This is a genomic window from Paenibacillus terreus, from assembly GCF_042138595.1.
In the GTDB taxonomy this organism is placed as follows: Bacteria; Bacillota; Bacilli; order Paenibacillales; family Paenibacillaceae; genus Paenibacillus; species Paenibacillus terreus.
In genome coordinates, this window is record NZ_JBHIRX010000003.1 from 407,275 (window position 1) to 426,707 (window position 19,433).

Below are 19,433 nucleotides of genomic sequence, written 5' to 3' on the forward strand. Positions count from 1 at the left end.
GCATCATCAAGTGAAACGTACATCACATTTCGGAGGAGAGATGGGGCGTGTGGAAAATTGCGATCATTGATGACGACCGTCAGGTGCTGGCAGGCATGAGGCGCGGCATCCCCTGGAATGAGCTGGACGCCGAGGTGGCCGGAGAAGCGCTGAACGGGGCGGACGGCCTGGACATGATCCGCCGCGTCAGGCCTGATGTCATCATCACGGATATCTACATGCCCGTGATGAACGGCCTCGATATGATCAGCGAGCTGCGCAGTCAGGAATTCGAAGGCAAGATCATTATTCTGAGCGGATACTCCGACTTCGAATATGCCAGGCAGGCTTTGCGGCTGGACGTCAGCGATTACCTGTCCAAGCCGATCAGCGTTCCCACCTTCAAGTCCGTGCTGGCCAAGGCCTTGCAGGATCTGTCCAGCGAGGATATCCGGCGCGCCCGCGAGGATGAGATGATGCACAAGCTGATGCTATATGAGCCTTTTGTGGAAAAAGAATGGGTTAAAGCCGCCCTCACGGGCACGCTGGACCCCACCTACCGCCGAGATGAGCTGCTGCCCTCTCCTTACCTGTACTGGGCGGACACCTCCCATATGGTGATGGGGATTGAGCTTGACCGCTGCGCACGCGCCAGCAGCCTTACCGTTGCGGATTGGAACCTGTTCCGGTTCGCCGTAAGCAACATTGTTCATGAGGTGGTCAGGGAACGATTTGCCTCTTTCGAGTATACGGAGCTGCACGGCATGCGGTCGGCGGTTGTCCTTCATGCCGATCCTGGAGCGGCAGCGGATCGCTTGGCCGGGCTGATCGGTGAGCTTGGCGCTACGTTGAAGACCTGTGTGTGGAATTACCTGAAGCTGAAGCTGCGGATCGGATTCGGGGCATGGAAAGCCTCATGGCTGGATATTCCCGATTCCACGGAAGAGGCGTTCCGCTCTCTGGACGGAAAAGGGCTGGTGCCGAGCAGGGAGCAGCAGTGGAATATGATGCGTCCCGTCAAGTTTTATCAGGAGCTGGCAAGCGCCATCAAAACATCGCAGGAAACCCGCGCCAAACAGCTTGTGACCGATTATACCCGCCAGCTGCAGGAACAGAGCGGCGATACACCGGAATACGCGCGCATGCTGGCAAGTGAGCTGTGGGGTGTGATCGCTTATTGCCTGTACGATGTCGGCATGCTGCTGGATGATCTGTTTCCCAATCGCGAGCTATCACGGGAAATGTCCGCCCTTGGCGGGCTGGAGCAGCTTGCCGCCTGGCTGACGGAGAAGATCACCGTCATCTGCCGAAGCCGGGAGTGGGGCGGCAGCAGCAAGCATCGTCAGGCCGTGGACTTTATGGTCCAGTACATTCACGAGCATTATGACGAGGATATCACCCTCTCGGAATTGGCGGACAAAGTCTTTATATCCCGCAATTACCTGTCCAACATCTTCCGCAATATGACGGGAGAAACGTTCAATACGTATTTGACACGTGTGCGGATGGAGAAGGCAAAGGAGCTGCTGCTGGAACGGAAAATGCTCGTTTACGAGGTAGCCGACCGCGTAGGTTATAAAAACGTCCCTTACTTCAGTACACTGTTCAAGAAGTTTACCGGGATGAACCCTACAGAGCTGGCGAACGGATAAATGCTGTGATTCAGAAAGGAGAATGAGTCAACTCATGTTGAATGCGGAGAACCCTGTAATGATGAAAGCTGCCGTTATGCCGAAACCCGGCGAGATTAACATTGAGGAGCGGCCGGTTCCCCAATTGCAGCCGGATGAGGTGCTGATCAAGGTCATGGCTGTCGGGGTCTGCGGATCAGACGTGCATTACTATGAGAACGGGCGGATTGGCCGTTATGTCGTGGAGAAGCCCATCATCCTCGGGCATGAATGCGCCGGGATGATCAGCGCGGTCGGCTCTGCCGTCACCCGCTTCCAGCCAGGAGACCGCGTGGCAGTGGAGCCCGGCGTCACTTGCGGGCGATGCGATGCCTGCAAGTCCGGCCGCTATAACCTGTGCCCTGACGTTCAGTTCCTCGCCACCCCGCCGGTGGACGGCGCTTTCGTGCAGTATATGGCCATGCGGGAGGACTTCGTCTTCCCCATTCCGGATCATCTAAGCTTCGAAGAAGCTGCGCTCAACGAGCCTTTCTCTGTTGGCATTCATGCCGCCCGCCGCAGCCAGCTGCAGCCGGGCTCCACGCTGGCGATCATGGGCATGGGTCCTGTCGGCCTGATGGCGGTCGCCGCCGCCAAATCCTTCGGGGCTTCGCGCATTATCGTGACCGATCTGGAGCCCATCCGGCTGGAGGCAGCCAAACGGATGGGGGCTACGGATACGATCAATGTGCGTGAAGAAGATCCCATCGAAGCCATCAAACGCTTGACTGGCGGACGCGGTGTGGATACCGCCTGGGAGACGGCGGGCAATCCGCAGGCCCTGCAATCGGCCCTGTATTCGCTTCGCCGCGGCGGCAAGCTGGCCATTGTCGGCCTGCCCGCACAGGATGAGATTCCGTTGAATGTGCCTTTTATGGCCGATAATGAAATCGATATTTACGGCATCTTCCGGTACGCCAACACCTACCCTGCGGGCATTTCCTTCCTGTCATCCGGGCAGATTGATGCCAAATCCCTGATCACGGACCGATATCCGCTGGCCCAGACCCGGGATGCCATGGAAAGGGCCATCCACAATAAAAGCGGAAGCCTGAAGATTATGGTTTACCCAAACGAATAAACAAGACAAAAAAGGAGAAGAGATGCTTGATTCAGTATCTCTTCTCCTTTCTCCTTAACCACACCATATGGGTGATTGCACGCATCAGCGGAGAGAACGAAGCGGCTCTCATCACATTTATGACGCATTCTCAAACTGGCTGTTATACAGCTCGGCATAGAAGCCGCCTTTGGCTAACAGCTCTTCATGATTGCCTGTCTCAATAATGTCGCCGTCCTTCATGACCAGAATCAGATCCGCGTTCTTGATCGTCGAGAGACGATGGGCAATGACGAAGGAGGTTTTGCCAACTGTCAGCTGATCCATCGCCTGCTGAATCAGCAGCTCCGTGCGCGTATCCACTGAGCTGGTCGCTTCGTCCAGAATGAGCATGGGCGCATTTTCAATCATGGCTCTGGCGATGGTGATCAGCTGCTTTTGACCTGCAGAGAGATTGGCTTTATCATCCAGCACCGTATCATAGCCCTGCGGCAGAGTTTTAATAAAGCTGTGCAGCCCCACCGCCTTACTTGCCGCTACAACTTCCTCGTCGGTGACATGATCCTTGGAAAATACGATATTTTCACGGATGGTTCCTTCAAACAGCCAGGTGTCCTGCAGTACCATACAGAACAGATCATGAACGTTTTTACGCGTTAATTGGCTGATCGGGGTGCCGTCAATATAAATTTCCCCGCTGTTCAGTTCATAAAACCGCATGAGCAGATTCACCAAGGTGGTTTTACCGGCGCCTGTCGGACCGACAATGGCAATTTTCTGCCCGGCTTTGGCTTTCATGGAGAAGTCCTTAATAATCATACGGTCTTCGTTGTAGCCGAAACGGACATTTTTAAATTCAACATCCCCTTTGGCCGTTTCCAGCTTCGTGGTTTTTGCGCTTTCGTCTGCCAATTCTTTTTCACCTAAAAATTCGAATACCCGTTCACCGGCGGCAGCCGCGGATTGCAGATTGGTTGCAGCCTGTGCCAATTGGGACAAGGGCTGTGTAAACAAGCGAATATACACCATAAAGGCAACAATCGTACCAATCGTGATGACATTGCTGGATACCAGCAAAGCACCGACAACGCAGACCGCTACATAACCGAGATTCCCGATGAACATCATGACTGGCATCATCAGACCTGACATGAATTGGGATTTCCATGCATTGCTGTACAGACGGCCGTTAATGTTATGGAACACCTCTTTGGCTTCTTTTTCCCCGTTATATACCTTGACCACGTTATGACCGGCATATGTTTCTTCGATGTGGCCGTTGATTTGACCGAGCTCACCCTGCTGGGCAATAAAATATTTCTGCGAATGCTTCATGATCACCATCATCAATACAAAGCCGATCACTGTAGCCGCAATCGCGGTAAGTGCCATAATCCAGTTGGTAAAAATCATCATCAGCAGAGCGCCAACGAACGTAGCAACCGATCCGACCAGCGCGCTCATACTGCTATTCAGCGTTTGACCGATGGTATCAACATCATTGGTTACACGGCTTAGCACATTGCCGTAGCTCGTGGAATCAAAATATTTCAAAGGCATATGATTGATTTTTTGCGACAATTCTGTCCGCATTTTTTTCGTAATACGCTGTGTTACCGTGGCCATGATAAAACCCTGGAAATAGTTAAAGATGATCCCCAATCCGTACAGAAGGGCTAATATAAGAACGATCTTCTGAACGGCGTCCAGATCGATGCCTGTCATGATTCCTTGCTGAATCATGTTCGTAATATCACTGAGCTTATCAGGACCGATCACATTGAAGGCGGAGCCGAGCAAAGCGAGAATCATAGCCAGTATAATCAGGGGCAAATAGGCTTTGTTGTAGGATAAAAGCTGGCTGACCGTTTTCCCGAAATTTTTCGACTTTTCACCAGGCCTCATGCCGCCGCCCATGGGACCCCCACTCCCAGGCCCCCGCAGTTTCGCGTTTGTATTGTGACTGCCCACGGTGTATTCATTTTTACCCATGTACGAGTTCCTCCTTCGAAAGCTGGGAATAGGCGATTTCCTGATAAGTGCCGCAGTTATCCATCAGCTCATCATGCGTGCCGCTGCCGACAATTTCGCCATTTTCCAGCACAATGATGCGGTCGGCGTCCTTAATGGTGCCTATGCGCTGCGCAACGATGAGTGTCGTGGCGTCGCCGGTTTGTTGTTTGAGGGCCGAGCGCAGAATGCGGTCTGTCTTGTAGTCAAGCGCCGAAAAGGAATCGTCGAAAATATAAATCTCCGGCTGGCGGTAGATTGCGCGGGCAATGGATAACCGCTGCTTCTGTCCGCCTGATACATTGGCACCGCCCTGGGCAATTTGCCCCTCATACTGGCCCTCCATGTTCTCCACGAACTCGGAGCCTTGGGCAATCTCGACTGCTTTCTTGACCAGCTCTTCGGATATTTCCGGCTTCCCGTCAGTCCGCCCGTTATTGCCATACGCCACGTTAGAAACCACTGTGCCGCTGAACAGCACAGCTCTCTGCGGCACGTAACCGATTTTGTTATGAAGCGCTTCTTGCGTATAATTTTTGACATTCACGCCGTCAACAAGCACTTCTCCTTCGGTCGCGTCATAAAAGCGGGGGATCAGATTGATCACGCTGGTTTTACCGCTGCCTGTAGCGCCAATAAAGGCAACCGTTTCGCCCTTCCTGGCAGTAAAGCTAATGTTGTGCAGCACAGGCTCCTCCGCGTCCGGATATTTGAAGCTGACATTGCGGAATTCCACCTGGCCGGTCAACTCCGGTTTTCCTGCCGTTTCCTTCCCGTCAACGATTTTGGCCTCGGTATTCAGCACCTCCATGATCCGCTTGGCGGATACCGATGCACGGGGCATCAAAATAAAGATCATGCTGACCATCATAAAGGCCATGACCACTTGCATCGCATAGGAGGAGAATACGACCATATTCGAGAACAGCGCGATACGGTCAGGCACAGCAGCAACGTTAATCAGATAAGCGCCAATCCAATAGATCGCCACACTCAGGCCTGACATAATAAAGGTCATGCCCGGGCCGATCATCGCCATTAACCGGCTGGCAAACAGGTTCGTTTTCGTTAATTCAACGTTGGCCTGCTCGAATTTGGCTTCCTGATACGGCTCTGCATTATAAGCGCGAACCACCCGCAGCCCGGTCAGATTTTCACGGGTTACGCGATTCAGATTGTCCGTAAGCTGTTGAATCTTTTTAAACTTTGGCAAAGCGAAAATAATGATCACACTCAGCATCAGAATCAGCACGGCTACGGCCGCTCCCGTGGAGGCGGTCCACTGCCAATTTTTATCCGCAATTTTTACGATGGCCCATACAGCCAGAATCGGCGCTTTGATGATCACCTGCAGTCCCAGTGCAACCACCGTTTGAATTTGGGTAACATCGTTCGTTGAACGGGTGATCAAGCTGGCGGTCGAAAAGCCGTTAATCTCCTCCATGGAAAATGACAAGGTTTTGTCAAATACCATACCGCGCAGACGCATAGCCAGCCCTGCCGCCACCCTGGCGGCGAAGTAGCCGACAATGATCGAGGCGATCATACTGCCGACGGCACACAGCAGCATATAACCGCCGGGGACAAGCAAATCCGATATCTTCGATCCTTCCATCTGCAGCTTGGTTGTAATTTCCGCCATATAATCCGGCAGTCGCAAATCAAGCCATACCTGTGCAACGATGAAGGCCAGACTGCCAAGCACGAGCATCCATTCATGCCTCTTGAGGTATTTGAAAATCTTCACCATCTGGTTGCTCTCCTTTTATCTTATAGTGTAAGACATTTGGCAAAAATATCATGCAGCCCTTAAATGAACTGCATTGGTTATTAACTCTTGGAAGCCATGATCTTTACCAGGCGGACAAACTCCTTGGCATCCTCCTCGCTCAGCCTGCGCAGCATTTTCTCGGTTAACGCAATGCCTTCATTACGTCTGTCAAGCAGAAATTGCCTGCCGGCATCGGTAATAAATACGATCACCCTGCGTTTGTCATCCGCATCGGTACGACGCACAACAAACCCCTTCTTCTCAAGGCTCTTCAGCGCTGTTGCCACCCTTCCCGTGCTGACGGACAAGTATTCGCTCAATTCTCCGGAGGTGGTCCCGTCTTTATGGAAATTCAGGTGAATCAGGATCCCCACTTCCCCGCGCGAGAAGAGCTGTCTCCGATCATCCAGCGGCGGTTTGCGAGCTTGGGCGGCGTATTCAAAGAGCTCTACCGCTAATTCTTTATAATCCACTTGTATGGCTCACACCTTCTAAAATTTATCTTACACTATGAGATAATAATAGATCTTTGCTGCTGTGTCAAACCCATACGGGTATTCCCTCTATTTTCCGCCAAATTAAGTTGCAGATGGTACTGGTCAGATGAACAAAACAACACAAGAAATAACCCGGCTGAATCCCTCGGCCGGGTTATTATAATACCTTATATGGCACCTATCGGCGCCTATCCATTAAAACGCCCGCTCATATTGCACGGGAACTTTATGTTCCTCGCCGAGCGTTACCGCTGCATGTACAGCCCAGTAAGGATCGCTCAGCATACCGCGCCCCACGGCCACCAGCTCGGCATCTCCGTTCCCGATGACCGATTGCGCCATATCGGGGTCATCCAGTCTGCCTACGGCAATGACCGGAATGCCAACCTCCTCACGAATCTGGCGGGCGAACGGAACCTGATAGCCGGGATGGTTCCCTGGTCTTCTCGCTCCAGGAGTCCCTTCACCGCCGGAGCTGACGTGAACGACATCCACGCCCGCATCACGGTATTTCTTAAGCAATTCGATTGCATGATCGATATCGTATCCTCCGTCCGCATACTCCACGGCAGAGATCCGGAACAGCAGCGGCATGTTCTCAGGCATCTCCTTTTTGATCGCCTTAATCACCTCTACGCCGAAGCGTGAAAGGTCCTGTCCGTAGATATCATCCCGCTTGTTGGTGAGAGGGGAGTGAAATTGATGAATGAGATAGCCGTGCGCTCCATGGATCTCAATCGTGTCCACTCCTGCCGCTACCGCACGGCGCGCCGCTTCCCCGAATTTCCGCACCATCTCCCGCACTTCCTCCGTTGTCAGCGCACGCGGCTTCTTGTATGGCTCTCCGCCTGGGAACTCAATGGCCGACGGAGCAACAGGTTCGGCTGCGTCCTCCGCCTTGCGGCCGGCATGGGCAATTTGAATGCCCAGCTTCGCTCCATGCTCATGCACACCATCGGCAATACGGCGAAAAGCGGGGATATGCTCATCCGACCACAGTCCCAGATCATAGTCTGAAATACGGCCATCAGGCTCGACATCTGTCATTTCTATAATGATCAATCCTGTGCCGCCCACAGCGCGGCTGGTGTAATGGACATAATGCCAGTCATTCGGAATGCCGTCCTTGGCTGTAACCGAGTATTGGCACATCGGCGCCATGACAATCCGGTTTTTAAGCTCCAGGCCTTTAATGGTGTAAGGCGTGAACAGTATGTTCTTTGACATGGTAATCCCTCCCTGGTTCCTGTCCCATAGTTTCAACCACAGGTTTACGAATCATACATTTTTTAGCTGTACTGCAACTCAAGAAAGTTGCACACAATTCATTATCATACTTTGCAATTTCCCACACAAGTACTCACATCCATGTTCCCTAGTATCAATTTTTATACTGTCTTTGTGAGCGGTTATCAGCTCGATGATCCTGATTTCATGAATCAAAAGAACTTAAAATTTTTATTTCTTTGTCCCAAATAAAGAAAATTTGAGGAAAATAGTTCCAAACTCCTATTCCCATATAACCATCCTATTGGTAAATTGACATCATACAACACGGTTAGACAGCAATAAACTCGTACGATAAAGGCAAACCCGTTGAAAGGCGGGGACGCAAAGCTACAGGGGCTTAGGTGGGATGCCACGATGCCAGCCAGCTACCGAATACGACGGAAAAATACCTCCGTCTTATTCCTTTACCAGATAAGAAAGAGGTGTTTTTGCGTTCACAAATGTAAAATTCTTATTTTTCTAGGAATGAAAGTGCTTTAACATAAGTCCGCGAAGGGATGAAGCGGCGAAAGTTATTACATTTTTGGCATCCGGAGCGGCTTCCTATGTAACCGGCACCTCTGTAAATATCGACGGCGGCTCGGGACATGCTTTGTAGGCAGTATTAATAGCACACGGGGAGGGGATTGGATGTTGTACGACAGCAAGCCTGACATCGGAACACGGTACCCCGGTTCAGACGGGAATGATTCGCAGAGAGCAGCTTTTCTGAAATGGATCGAGCAAATCCTGATCGGCATCGACCGCGTTAAAGCTCATGATCATGTATATCTCATGGAGAGTAACCGCCGACAAAGCGACTTATATAGTGAACTTATACGGTCATGTAAAATACCGGCAGCGGGGATGTCTATGGAAGAGGTCAATCATAAGCTATTGTCACTTCTGCACTCCCTCCCCCTACATAAAAGATACGAATTGACAAATACGCTCCAGATGGACAGCATCCCGGGTATTCTCGGCCTGTTGACCGCTTGTCTGGTTAATGACAGTCATATGTCGGAGGCATACGGGCCGGCAGGTGCAGAGGCAGAAGCCAGTGTAACAGCAATGCTGTCCAGGCTGGTCGGATACGACAGCAGCAGCAGTGGAGGTTACACCCCTGGGGAAGGGCAAAGGGCCCTATTTGCGGCATTGCGCATCGCGATTGCCAAGCTTGCTCCCGATGCACCCCGCTCGGGCGTGCCCCGCAAGCTGTATGTGCTCTGTTCGGAAGCGGCTTATGACAGCTTGTCCAGGTCAATGGAAGCGGTAGGGATCGGAAGCGGTCATTTGATCCGGGTGCGGACACTGCCGGACAGCTCCATGGATCTTGTGGAGTTGAAGGATCAATTGATTCGTGTGATCCGCAGCGGAGGAACACCGATTTGCATTGTAGCCACAACGGGGACAAGCGATGCGATGGGGATCGACGATGTAGAGGAAATTTACCATTTAGCCGCCATTCTGTGCTCCGCTTATAATATTCCCCGGCCGCATATCCACGCGGACTCGGCGCTCGGCGGAATCTTTGCCTTCTTTAACGGGTACGATTTTGCAGCCAATCCCCTTTCCTTTGAACCGGAGACATTACACGCCCTGTACAGGATTCAATCCAAAATGGCCAAGCTTCGCTTTGCCGATTCATTGTGCGTTGATTTTCATAAATCAGGGCATATTCCGCATTCAAGCAGCCTGCTTCTGGTTAAAGACGCAAAGGATCTTCAGCTTATAGACCTTCCTCCGGAAGAAACGCCCGCTAGCTCCTTCGGAATCTACAGCGTACTGCTGGCTTTCGGGATTGAAGGTTATCAACAGATCCTGGGCCAACTGGTCGAGGTGAACATTGCTTTCAGGAAAGCACTGAAAATGAACATTCCCGAAGCGGTGATTGTAAATAGGTTTAATCCGGGGAACATTACTTTGTTTCGCATATACCCGGGCGGCGTTTCCCGCTTCGCGGAGGAATTGAACGGGGAATGCACGCAGGAGGAAGTGGAGCGCACCAATCTCCTGAACGAAAGATTATTCGAGCGATTGGGCCGGCGGAGAGAGAGTATGTTATTGGACCATACGAAAAAACACTTATCTGTATTGACGGCAGACCTGCATACGATGCCGCTTTACGCAGCCAAGCTCTCCGTCATTTCACCCCATACCCGGAAGGAGCATGTGGATGAGATTGTGCTTTATCTGAAGGAGATTATAAATGATGTTTTAGTAACTTAACCCTCCTCCATAGTTAAGGACAAAAGTGTCTCCTATCATACGTTGTGAGATGCTCCGTGCATACCCCCCACTTACTATCAGAATTCGCTATTCTCCTGCGATATTCTGATTAAAAAATGCTGAGAACAGGTGTAAGATTCCCCTGTTCTCAGCATTTTTTGTTTTGTTCAAAACAATCAAATCAAAGAATCCCTGCTTCGCCGCACCAGCGAGCGATCCCTTGCCGGACCGATTCCACAGGCTCCGATTCCGACCGTGACAACGCCCATGCGACATAGCCGTCCGGACGAACGAGCGCCGTATGCACGTCGGCCCAATCAGCGGCATCCTCGGCAAGCGAAGCGAACACCGGCTTGATATGAGGGTAACGGCTCCAATCGGCCCCTTGGATCGTTGGGTCCCCCGCAAAGTGAAGCAGTACGAAAGAGCCGGAATGGAAAAATTCATACGCCTGGTGGAGAGCACCGTCTTCCGTTCTCAGCTTCAAATCCCGTAGGCGGGATCCGTTCAGCGGATGCGCTAGTGCAAGCGGGTCCGACTCATAACGGATGTTAAACGCTGAGATCTGGCCGGCCAGCAATCTGTTCGCTTCCGGAATTTGCAGCAGTTCGGACAGCAGGCTGCGCAGGTCGCCCATAGACTGCGAGAAATCCGATGCCATCAGCACCGCCTGAGCCCGGGTATTGCGAAGCAGCGCCGTGTTTACAGGCATGCGCTCCTGATGATAGCTGTCCAGCAGCCATTCCGGTGCCCAGCCCTTCAGCGCGGCCGCAAGCTTCCAGCCCAGGTTCACCGCTTCCTGCAATCCCACGTTCAGCCCCTGGCCGCCGGCCGGGAGATGAATGTGCGCCGCATCCCCCGCGAGGAAGATCCGACCCTCACGGTAACGCTCCGCCTGTCGTGTCGCATTGCCAAAACGGGACAACCAGCGAGGATTCGAGATACCGAGGTCGGTTCCGAGAATCTTTTTTAAGCTCGCTCCCAGTTCTTCGAGAGTTACAGGTTCACTCTTTGGCACGGATGTCCGCTCCGGATCAACCACAATCACCCTGTGCAGCCCCGAGTTCATTGGAACGATCATCGTCCCTCCTTGCTCACTATAACGGGACAGAACGGTGGGCTTCTCCAGCTCCGTCAGCACCACGTCGCCAAGCATGGCGGTCAGCGTATCCCCTGTTCCGGTGAACGGAATGCCGGTCTGTTTGCGAACCGTGCTGCCCGCACCATCTGCACCGACTACATAAGCTGCCTGCAGTGTAAATTCGCCTTCCGGCCCAACGCCGGTCACCTCAACGCCTTCCGCATGCTGACGGACAGATACGACCTCTACTTCCCGCCGGATATCCACACCAAGGCTTTTTGCCCATTCCTCCAGCACCTCTTCAGTCTCATTCTGCGGAATAAAGAGCGTGTAATTAGAGGCGGAATCAAGCACCGAGAAGTCAAGCCGGGTATCCAGCGATGCGAAATGCCCGGTGGGAATCGGTCCCCCTCTGTTTTCCAGCTTTTCTTTAAGACCACGCATATCCAGCAGCTCCAGCGACCGTGGATGCAGCGTAAGCGCGCGGGAATAAGGTGTGATCTCCTTCCGTTTCTCCAGTACACACGCCTTGACTCCTGCCAGTGCGAGTTCTGAAGCCACCATTACGCCAACAGGTCCTCCTCCGACAACTACCACTTGAAAATCCATGCCTTCACTCCTTTTTTTAAGATTATAGAATTTCAGCCGCTCCTCAGATCACCGATAGATTAAAATATCAAATGTTCAGCGGGAAAAATAAATCTATAATCGATTTAAATTTTGTTTCGTACAAAACAAAAATACAATAAAATTTTTGTTTTGTACGAAACAATTTTATTGTAGCACGCCTCCTTTACCATAAGCAACCCTCTTGAATCTTAACTATGGATACCGCCTTCCAGGCATTTGCTGTTCATGCCTTCGAAGTACAGTGGTGTAAAAAGCCCTCCAGTGTACTGGAGAGCTGGGATAGCTTCTACATTTTTGATTGATTTGCCCTATTCAGTCTTCATAGCCGGCATAACCCCGGTCCATAAAAAAATCCATTTCTGTATCCAGAATCGTCTCGACGGTAATTTCATCCAAATCCGCATCCGATCTGCTCAGGATATAATCCACCAGTTCATCTCCGTCTATTTCAACGTCTCCATTGACATCCGCCTGGGCATTGTTAATGAAATCCTGCTCATGCTTTAATACAAGCCTAATGCTATTGGAATCGATGTCGGTCTGTTCCGCTATGAACCGGACAAGATCCAGCTCATTCACTTTCTCACTCATTACATTTCAACTCCTCATTATGACTTGTTGGGCAAACGATCATGCATAGTGGGCGTTTGTGCCGACTCCCTTATCATAGCATCCCGTCCTTCATGGCGCAGGATAAAATTAACATAACATATTACAGGAGCTTGCGCCAGTCTTACGGTCAACGCAAGGCTGGCGGCAGATGCAATGGGCTTAGGATGAGATAAACAAAGGCTAATTATTCCTTTAGATTTTGAATGGACTCACGGACTGCTGCTGCTCCTAGACTTCAAGCGAGCCGGAGCGGTTTTTGAGCGCCAGCGCCTTGGCATTGCGCAAATAGGTGTAAGCCGAGATGAAGGACAGTAAAGCCATAATCATAAGGCCCCAAAAAATGTTGGAATAGGCGGTCGGGAGCGAAAGCCCTTTTTGCCATTCCATGGCGCTCGATGCGACGGCTACGCTGAACGCACCGCTAAAAAACTGCAGCAGCTGGAAGAGACCCATGCCGGAGCCAACCTGCGATTGGGGAAGAATCCGGGAAATCTCGTTGGATACGCTGCTTGACAGCATGGTGAAGCCCAGGCTGTTCAGCAGATAGATAAACAAAATGGAAATCCATGAATTTCCGGCAAACAAGGCAAACAGAATCGTTGCGCAGAGCACCATGAGCGGTGCGTAACGCAAAATCGCCAAATTGCCGTGCCTGTCGATGATGGAACCGACCTTGCGGGAAGCGACAATGGCAAGCAAGGAGCCGGGGAAGATCACCAAGCCGGCCTGGCTTGCGCTAAAATCAAACCTGTGCACCAGAATTTGCGGGATAAGAAACAAGGTGGCAAAGCTGCACAAATACGATAGAATTCCTACCAGTGATAAAGCCGTATAAGGAGAATTGGCGAACAGGGCCGGCTGGACAAACGGCTCTGAAGCAAAGCGGATGCGCAGGATAAACAGAGCCAGGCCCACAACTCCCGCTGCGAGCGCAATCCACGAATGGTTGGTCAGGAACAGCAGCACACCGGTCGTACCCACAGCGAGAAAGACGGCCCCTGGCGTATCAAAAATACCGCGCGTCGGCGCTTCCTTCGGAATATAAAGGTAGAAGAACGGGACAAGCACCAGGCTGATGGCGGTGATCGCAAACAGATCATTCCAGCCGAAGTAATCAACAATGGCGCCGCCGGCCACCGGACCAAGACCAAGTCCCAGAGAAACAGCCGACATTATAAATGCCATGGCTTTGCCGCGCCGTTCAATAGGGATATAGCGGGTGAACAGCACCATGGAAAGCGAAATCACCGCTCCGGCTCCGGACGCTTGAAGAACACGCATGGTCAGCAGGAACCAGAAGCTTGTGCTGAACAGTCCGCCCACTGCGGCAAGGCCCAAGGTAAGCAAACCGATTACGAGCAGACGCCGGAGCGGTACAAAATCGGAAAGCCGGCTGTATGTAATGGAAGAAATAGCGAACATGATGGAATAACTCGTTACGATCAGGGAAGCGACTGAATCCTGAAGTCCGAACGCAGCAGCTATTTCGGGCAAAGCCAAATTGAACATGGACGTATTCATGATGACCAGAACAACGGCAAGCCCTAGCAGCAGGGTCAGCACACTTTCCTTTTTTAAATCGCCCTCTGCAGGGAGGGATGAGGTAACATCCGTTGATGCTGCCTTCATTTGATTTCACCCACTCTTTCTATTTTCTTAGTTCGATTATAATCGAACATTTGAAATATAGCATGACATCATTTAAAATGCAATTAGTGGTTTTGAAAAATATTTCTTTTCAAAAGGGGATCATCAGATGAAAGTGCTGTATCATCCGAGCCGGGAGGAGATTGAGCTTTCTTCCGTGTTGTACGCGTTGAGCGATCCGATTCGGTTATACATTGTTTCTCTGCTTCGCCAACACGGCGAAAACCCGTGCAACTTCTTCGAGGTGCCGATTGCCAAATCCACTTTGTCCCATCACATCAGAACACTGCGCGAGGCAGGAGTGGTGTTTACGCGCAGTCAAGGGACACAACGCTTGGTTTCCGTGCGGGAGGAAGATTTGGAAGGCCGTTTTCCGGGACTGCTGGATTCCATACTGAAAGCCTATGAAGCTTCAGGTTCACCCCAGCAGCCATACGTGCAAGATTAAACAGCAACCTGAGTTCGGTATTCATGTGAGCTCAGGTTGTTTGCTTTATGGACACGCAAAATACCTTTGCACCCGGCATCGCAAGGAGCTATGATAAGAAAAAAAGTCCTGAAGGAGCATGCCGTATGGGAATGACTTCCGCTATAACCGAAGGAGTACAACGCACAAGAGCGAAGCTGCGCAAGGAGTTACTGCATTCCGTTTTTAATGAATTTGACGGCACCCTGATGAAACTGGAAGAGTCCAAGCGAATGGAGAAGTATCGGAAAATGTCACAGAGCGCTTTTTCCTTCTATAGAGGAAGCGCCTATCTCTTCTATTTCGATGCAACCCGCCATTATTTCCCGTATCATACTTCTGCCGAACGTCCCACCTGGATACAAGGGGATCTTCATTTTGAAAATTTCGGGGCTTTCCGGAATGAGTCGGGACAGATCGTCTATGATGTCAACGATTTTGACGAGGGTTATGTCGGCTCCTACCTGTATGATCTGTTGCGAATGTCCGTCAGCATAGCGCTGGTTGGAAGGCAGCTGGGGTACAGCAGGGAAGAACAAATACAGAGCGTGTCAGACTATGTACGAGCCTATTACAAACAAATGCATCGCTTCTCGGCTGGCAAAGACGATCCCGGTGCATTTTTCGTCGACCAGCACTCGGCCAAGGGACCGGTCAAAAAACTGCTCCGCAAGCTGGAAAAACGCAAGCAGCAGCATTTTCTCGAAAAGATAACCGCTTTTATGCAGAGTGAGCGTGTGTTTCTCGAAACAACGGAGCTGGTTGTGCCCACGAACGAGGAACAGACCGGACTGGAGAAGGCATGGCCTTTCTATCTGGACACCATCGAAGACAGAAAGCACAGCGAAGAGCACTATAGCATCAAGGATATCGCCGTCAAGCACGGCTCCGGCACAGCCTCCATCGGCCTTGACCGTTTTTATGTGCTTATCGAAGGCGGGATGGAGAAAGAAGGCGCGGATGATACTGTACTGGAGGTTAAAGAAGTCCGGGTTCCCGTACCCGCATACTTCATGCCGTATTCCGAGTCCTTCTGGGAGTCGTTCAGTCATCAGGGCAAGCGGGTAACGGCTACACAGCAGGCGATGCATCATGAAGCCGACGAACATCTCGGCTTTCTTACCATTGATGGCCGCGATTTCTATGTCCGTGAAAGATCGCCTTATAAAAAAAGATTGAAGCTTGAAAATATCGAAAGCACGGACGATATGAAGCAGGTTGTGGCCTTGATGGGCCGCCTTACCGCCAAAATGCATGCCCGGGCAGATGCGGATGTTGCCGCCGGCATATTGTCCTATCATAGCGAGCACGAAATTGCCAGAGCAATGGGCCCCGACAGGGACGCCTTCTGCCGCCATATTACCCAGTGGTCAGCAGCCTATGCAGACCAGGTAGAGGCGGATTATGAACTCTTCCTGGATTGGATCGGACAGCGCCAAACGGATACGGAGAAGACGGACGAAGAGCAGGCCGTACAGCTTTAAGCAAAAATAATATAAGAAAAGAACCGCCAATACGGCGGTTCTGCTCTATTTACACGGATCCTATAATAATGCCTTGCTGGGATTTAGCGGTCATCGCCGCGTGATTCGCCGCCTTTACGGCCGATCTCCTGATAAAACTCTTTACCATGTGATTTGGAGGTAGCCTCTCCGCCCTTCTCTCCGATCTCCTGGTAAAATTCCTTGTCATGAGAGTTTGCAGTAGCTTCGCCGCCTTTGCGGCCGATTTCCTGATAAAATTCTTTGTCGTGATTCCGAGCAGTGGCTTCCCCGCCCATTCGGCCTGCTTCTTCACGACTCATTTTGCCATCTTGGTTCCGTGCCATGTTCTATCACTCCTCTGAATTTTTTGTGTGGTTAGCGCCACGTTCATATATTACCCGTCCCCTGGAGAACTAAACACAGGCGCAGCCTCAAATAATGCTCAATGCCTTCTCTCTCCAAGGTTTCGCGGTATTCCCTCAATGTATAAGGGCCTCCGTTACGCTTCAGAATCGTGACATCCTTATCGAAATGACGCCTGATCATCGTAGGTAATTAAACCTACGTCATTAGCTCTATTTTTTCGAGTTAAAATATTCTTTATCAACTCTCAACTGCTGTTTTAAAATCCGATTAAACAGGCCTTTACCAATTTCCCCCGTTCCCTTTGATACCGCTGTTCTTAAAATCTCCCCGTTCGGCAGAGTTTTTTCATATATTTTATCCCTGCCATTCTGTCTTACCAAAACCCAATCATCACGTCTTAAAAAGCTTTCCAAGTCACCCCAACTAGGCATGGAACATTCGTGCCACTGACTCAATATCATCTTCCAATAGTACACGTAGAATGTACGGGGCATGTTTGTGTCGATTGGGGGTATTGTAGTAACGTGAGTAATTGGCTTCATAATCTATCGCATATTCAACCAAGTTCTTGGACAATTCATATTTGAGTTCTTCTAGTGTCTCGGCGTCTGCTACAATATCATCGATTTGTTCTATTGAGCCGGCATATCGACCATCCTCATCTTGTTCATATTCAAAGGTCAACTCATACACGGACAGCAATTCCTTCATTTGTTGTTTTGAGAATGCCATTATGACATCTCTGTTCCTCTTGATCGCTTGAGGCTTATCTCTGACAATGGTATCAATAAAACCACCAAAATTTGCTCTTACTTCTGTAGCGTTAAGAACGGTTTGCATAATCATCCCTCCTTCGCCTCCATTGTACAAGAATATGTACACAATGTACACTATGTAGTATATTCATCTGCGCTCCCAATCATACTTGCAACGCAAAATGAGGCTGTCTCAAAAGTCAACTTTTGGTTTTTTGTTCCCCACTTTGAACTGAATTTCTTCGAGAAAAAAGGACCTCAAATTCCACTATACAGTGGAATTTGAGATCCTTTCGGTTGTAAACTGGGGTGTGCCTATGTAGCCCCAGAGATTAAAACTTGATGACACCCGCGGAATACAACAGCACGAGAATCATCAGTATAGGCGCAATGTAACGCAGCATGAAGAGCCAGATGCGGAACCACGCAGCGGTCAAACCTGCCGCATCCGCAGCCTTCTTCCAGAAGTAGCCTGCAAAGAGCGTGGTGAGCAGGCCGCCCAGCGGAAGCAGAATGTTGGAGGCGATAAAGTCCATCCAGTCAAAAAACGCCTTGCCGCCAAAGGTCAAAGCAGGCACCATTCCAAGCGAGAGCGCGGAAGGAATGCCCACAATGAAGCAGATCAGCGCCATCGTCCACACGGAGCGGGAACGGCTCCAATTCCAGCGCTCTTTGACATAAGCTACAGGAACCTCCAAAATCGATACAGCAGAGGTCATCGCGGCAATTGCCAATAGAACGAAGAACAATCCGCCGAACAGCCAGCCCAAAGGCATCGCCGAGAATGCCGCAGGCAGGGCGATAAATACGAGCGAAGGTCCTTGTCCAGGATCAATGCCAAAGGAGAACGCCGTCGGGAAAATAATCAGACCGGCAATCAGCGCATAGATCAGGTCGCCTGCGCCGATAGCCAGCGTTGCCGTCCCCAGCGACTGGCGTTTGTCCACATAAGCCCCGTACGTAATCAAAATCCCCATACCCAGGGATAGAGAGAAAAAGGCATGTCCCAAAGCAACCAGCGCGGATTCCGCGGTAAGCTTCGAAAAGTCAGGGTTCAGAAAGAAGGAAACCCCTGCACCTGCGCCTGGAAGGGTTACAGCGCGAATCATCAAGACAATCAGAAGTACAACCAGACCGGGAATGAGAACCTTGTTAAACTTCTCGATTCCTCCCGAAATACCTTTGATTACAACCCAAACCGTAATGAGCATGGCGATCGCCTGCCATACAATCACCATAGGCCCGGACACAAAGGTGCCAAACTGGCCGGCAAAGTCATTATTCACAAACAATCTGCCGCTGAATGCAAGAATGGCATAATGAAGCGTCCACCCTGCTACAATCACATAAAAAGACAGAATCATGGAAGGCGCGATGATCTGAAGCAGCCCCAGGCGTTCCCAGATCTTGCCGCCGCCGGCTTTGACGAAGGACGAAGCTGCACTGCCCCGCCCGCTGCGTCCGATGGCCAGCTCAGCCAGAAGAACCGGCAGCCCTACCGCAATCAAACATACGATAAAGATCAGGAAGAAGGCCGCTCCTCCGTATAGACCTGTAATGTAAGGGAACTTCCACATATTCCCCAGACCTACTGAGCTGCCGATTGCCGCCAGTATAAACCCGGCGGAGGAGAAACGCTCTCCTTTCGCGGACAGCTGTTTTTCTTGCTGAAAGCTCATTTATATCCCCCTAAAAAAATAAATATGGTCCATTATATACTAGCTGACAAAGCAGGTCAGCAAGAAAGTTTGTGAAATCCGCGAAGGAGATACAAATGGACGATTTGTCCACCCCAAGAGAATAATTTTGAATATTGGGCGGCATAATTATCTGACATAGGCTTAGACTTGATTTATTTCTCCTGATCTGCGTATAATATCCAAAAACATACACGATCATGCCCGTGA

General features: G+C 50.9%; 15 protein-coding genes, 2 pseudogenes and 1 riboswitch. Of the genes and pseudogenes, 6 read left to right on the forward strand and 11 right to left on the reverse strand.

What is annotated here, in order from left to right:
• Nucleotides 1-47: 47 nt before the first annotated feature.
• Nucleotides 48-1,631 (forward strand): response regulator transcription factor, encoded by a 1,584-nt coding sequence (locus ACE5KN_RS08795; protein WP_375526621.1) that lies wholly within the window; start codon nt 48-50, stop codon nt 1,629-1,631.
• A gap of 34 nt (nt 1,632-1,665) precedes the next feature.
• Nucleotides 1,666-2,730 carry a sorbitol/xylitol/iditol dehydrogenase GutB gene (gutB, locus tag ACE5KN_RS08800; protein ID WP_375526696.1) on the forward strand — a complete coding sequence of 355 codons (1,065 nt, stop codon included), beginning with the start codon at nt 1,666-1,668 and terminating at the stop codon, nt 2,728-2,730.
• A 117-nt stretch (nt 2,731-2,847) separates the two neighbouring features.
• On the opposite strand, the gene ACE5KN_RS08805 is transcribed toward gutB, so the two are convergent.
• The 4 genes from ACE5KN_RS08805 to ACE5KN_RS08820 all read right to left on the reverse strand — a co-directional run bounded on the left by ACE5KN_RS08805 (nt 2,848) and on the right by ACE5KN_RS08820 (nt 8,214).
• Entirely contained in the window at nt 2,848-4,701 is a 1,854-nt protein-coding gene (locus tag ACE5KN_RS08805; RefSeq protein ID WP_375526622.1) for an ABC transporter ATP-binding protein, read from the reverse strand.
• Complete coding sequence (locus ACE5KN_RS08810) at nt 4,694-6,469, reverse strand: ABC transporter ATP-binding protein (RefSeq protein WP_375526623.1); 1,776 nt, start codon at nt 6,467-6,469, stop codon at nt 4,694-4,696. Before ACE5KN_RS08810 ends, ACE5KN_RS08805 begins: the two co-directional genes overlap by 8 nt.
• Nucleotides 6,470-6,549: 80 nt before the next feature.
• On the reverse strand, nt 6,550-6,963 hold the full coding sequence (locus ACE5KN_RS08815; protein ID WP_375526624.1) for a MarR family winged helix-turn-helix transcriptional regulator: 414 nt from the start codon (nt 6,961-6,963) through the stop codon (nt 6,550-6,552).
• Between the two features lie 219 nt (nt 6,964-7,182).
• Entirely contained in the window at nt 7,183-8,214 is a 1,032-nt protein-coding gene (locus tag ACE5KN_RS08820) for an NADH:flavin oxidoreductase/NADH oxidase (RefSeq protein WP_375526625.1), read from the reverse strand.
• Between the two features lie 349 nt (nt 8,215-8,563).
• A riboswitch (cyclic di-GMP riboswitch) is annotated at nt 8,564-8,650 on the forward strand.
• Between the two features lie 123 nt (nt 8,651-8,773).
• Here ACE5KN_RS08820 and ACE5KN_RS08825 point away from each other — a divergent pair.
• A pseudogene (locus ACE5KN_RS08825) lies at nt 8,774-8,875 on the forward strand (SDR family NAD(P)-dependent oxidoreductase); the annotation flags it as partial.
• A 32-nt stretch (nt 8,876-8,907) separates the two neighbouring features.
• Nucleotides 8,908-10,485: a pyridoxal phosphate-dependent decarboxylase family protein gene (locus ACE5KN_RS08830; protein WP_375526626.1), complete on the forward strand. Its 1,578-nt coding sequence runs from the start codon at nt 8,908-8,910 to the stop codon at nt 10,483-10,485.
• 181 nt (nt 10,486-10,666) lie between these two features.
• On the opposite strand, the gene ACE5KN_RS08835 is transcribed toward ACE5KN_RS08830, so the two are convergent.
• The 3 genes from ACE5KN_RS08835 to ACE5KN_RS08845 all read right to left on the reverse strand — a co-directional run bounded on the left by ACE5KN_RS08835 (nt 10,667) and on the right by ACE5KN_RS08845 (nt 14,437).
• Nucleotides 10,667-12,175, reverse strand: a complete 1,509-nt coding sequence (locus ACE5KN_RS08835; RefSeq protein WP_375526627.1) for a monooxygenase — start codon at nt 12,173-12,175, stop codon at nt 10,667-10,669.
• Nucleotides 12,176-12,508: 333 nt separating this feature from the next.
• Nucleotides 12,509-12,787, reverse strand: coding sequence for a hypothetical protein (locus ACE5KN_RS08840; RefSeq protein WP_375526628.1), 279 nt, complete (start codon nt 12,785-12,787; stop codon nt 12,509-12,511).
• Nucleotides 12,788-13,036: 249 nt separating this feature from the next.
• On the reverse strand, nt 13,037-14,437 hold the full coding sequence (locus ACE5KN_RS08845; RefSeq protein WP_375526629.1) for an MFS transporter: 1,401 nt from the start codon (nt 14,435-14,437) through the stop codon (nt 13,037-13,039).
• A 127-nt stretch (nt 14,438-14,564) separates the two neighbouring features.
• On the opposite strand from ACE5KN_RS08845, the gene ACE5KN_RS08850 reads away from it, so the two are divergent.
• The gene (locus tag ACE5KN_RS08850) at nt 14,565-14,903 is read left to right on the forward strand and encodes an ArsR/SmtB family transcription factor (RefSeq protein ID WP_375526630.1); all 339 of its coding nucleotides are present in this window, start codon (nt 14,565-14,567) and stop codon (nt 14,901-14,903) included.
• 131 nt (nt 14,904-15,034) lie between these two features.
• On the forward strand, nt 15,035-16,405 hold the full coding sequence (locus ACE5KN_RS08855; protein ID WP_375526697.1) for a DUF2252 domain-containing protein: 1,371 nt from the start codon (nt 15,035-15,037) through the stop codon (nt 16,403-16,405).
• 89 nt (nt 16,406-16,494) lie between these two features.
• Here ACE5KN_RS08855 and ACE5KN_RS08860 read toward each other — a convergent pair.
• From ACE5KN_RS08860 to ACE5KN_RS08875, 4 genes and pseudogenes are all read right to left on the reverse strand, one after another.
• Nucleotides 16,495-16,749 (reverse strand): annotated as a pseudogene (locus tag ACE5KN_RS08860) (KGG domain-containing protein); the annotation flags it as partial.
• A gap of 231 nt (nt 16,750-16,980) precedes the next feature.
• Nucleotides 16,981-17,202, reverse strand: a complete 222-nt coding sequence (locus ACE5KN_RS08865; RefSeq protein WP_305753909.1) for a type II toxin-antitoxin system HicA family toxin — start codon at nt 17,200-17,202, stop codon at nt 16,981-16,983.
• Nucleotides 17,195-17,611, reverse strand: coding sequence for a RelB antitoxin-like protein (locus ACE5KN_RS08870; protein ID WP_375526631.1), 417 nt, complete (start codon nt 17,609-17,611; stop codon nt 17,195-17,197). Before ACE5KN_RS08870 ends, ACE5KN_RS08865 begins: the two co-directional genes overlap by 8 nt.
• Before the next feature lie 247 nt (nt 17,612-17,858).
• The gene (locus tag ACE5KN_RS08875) at nt 17,859-19,205 is read right to left on the reverse strand and encodes a sodium-dependent transporter (protein ID WP_375526632.1); all 1,347 of its coding nucleotides are present in this window, start codon (nt 19,203-19,205) and stop codon (nt 17,859-17,861) included.
• Nucleotides 19,206-19,433 lie beyond the last annotated feature (228 nt).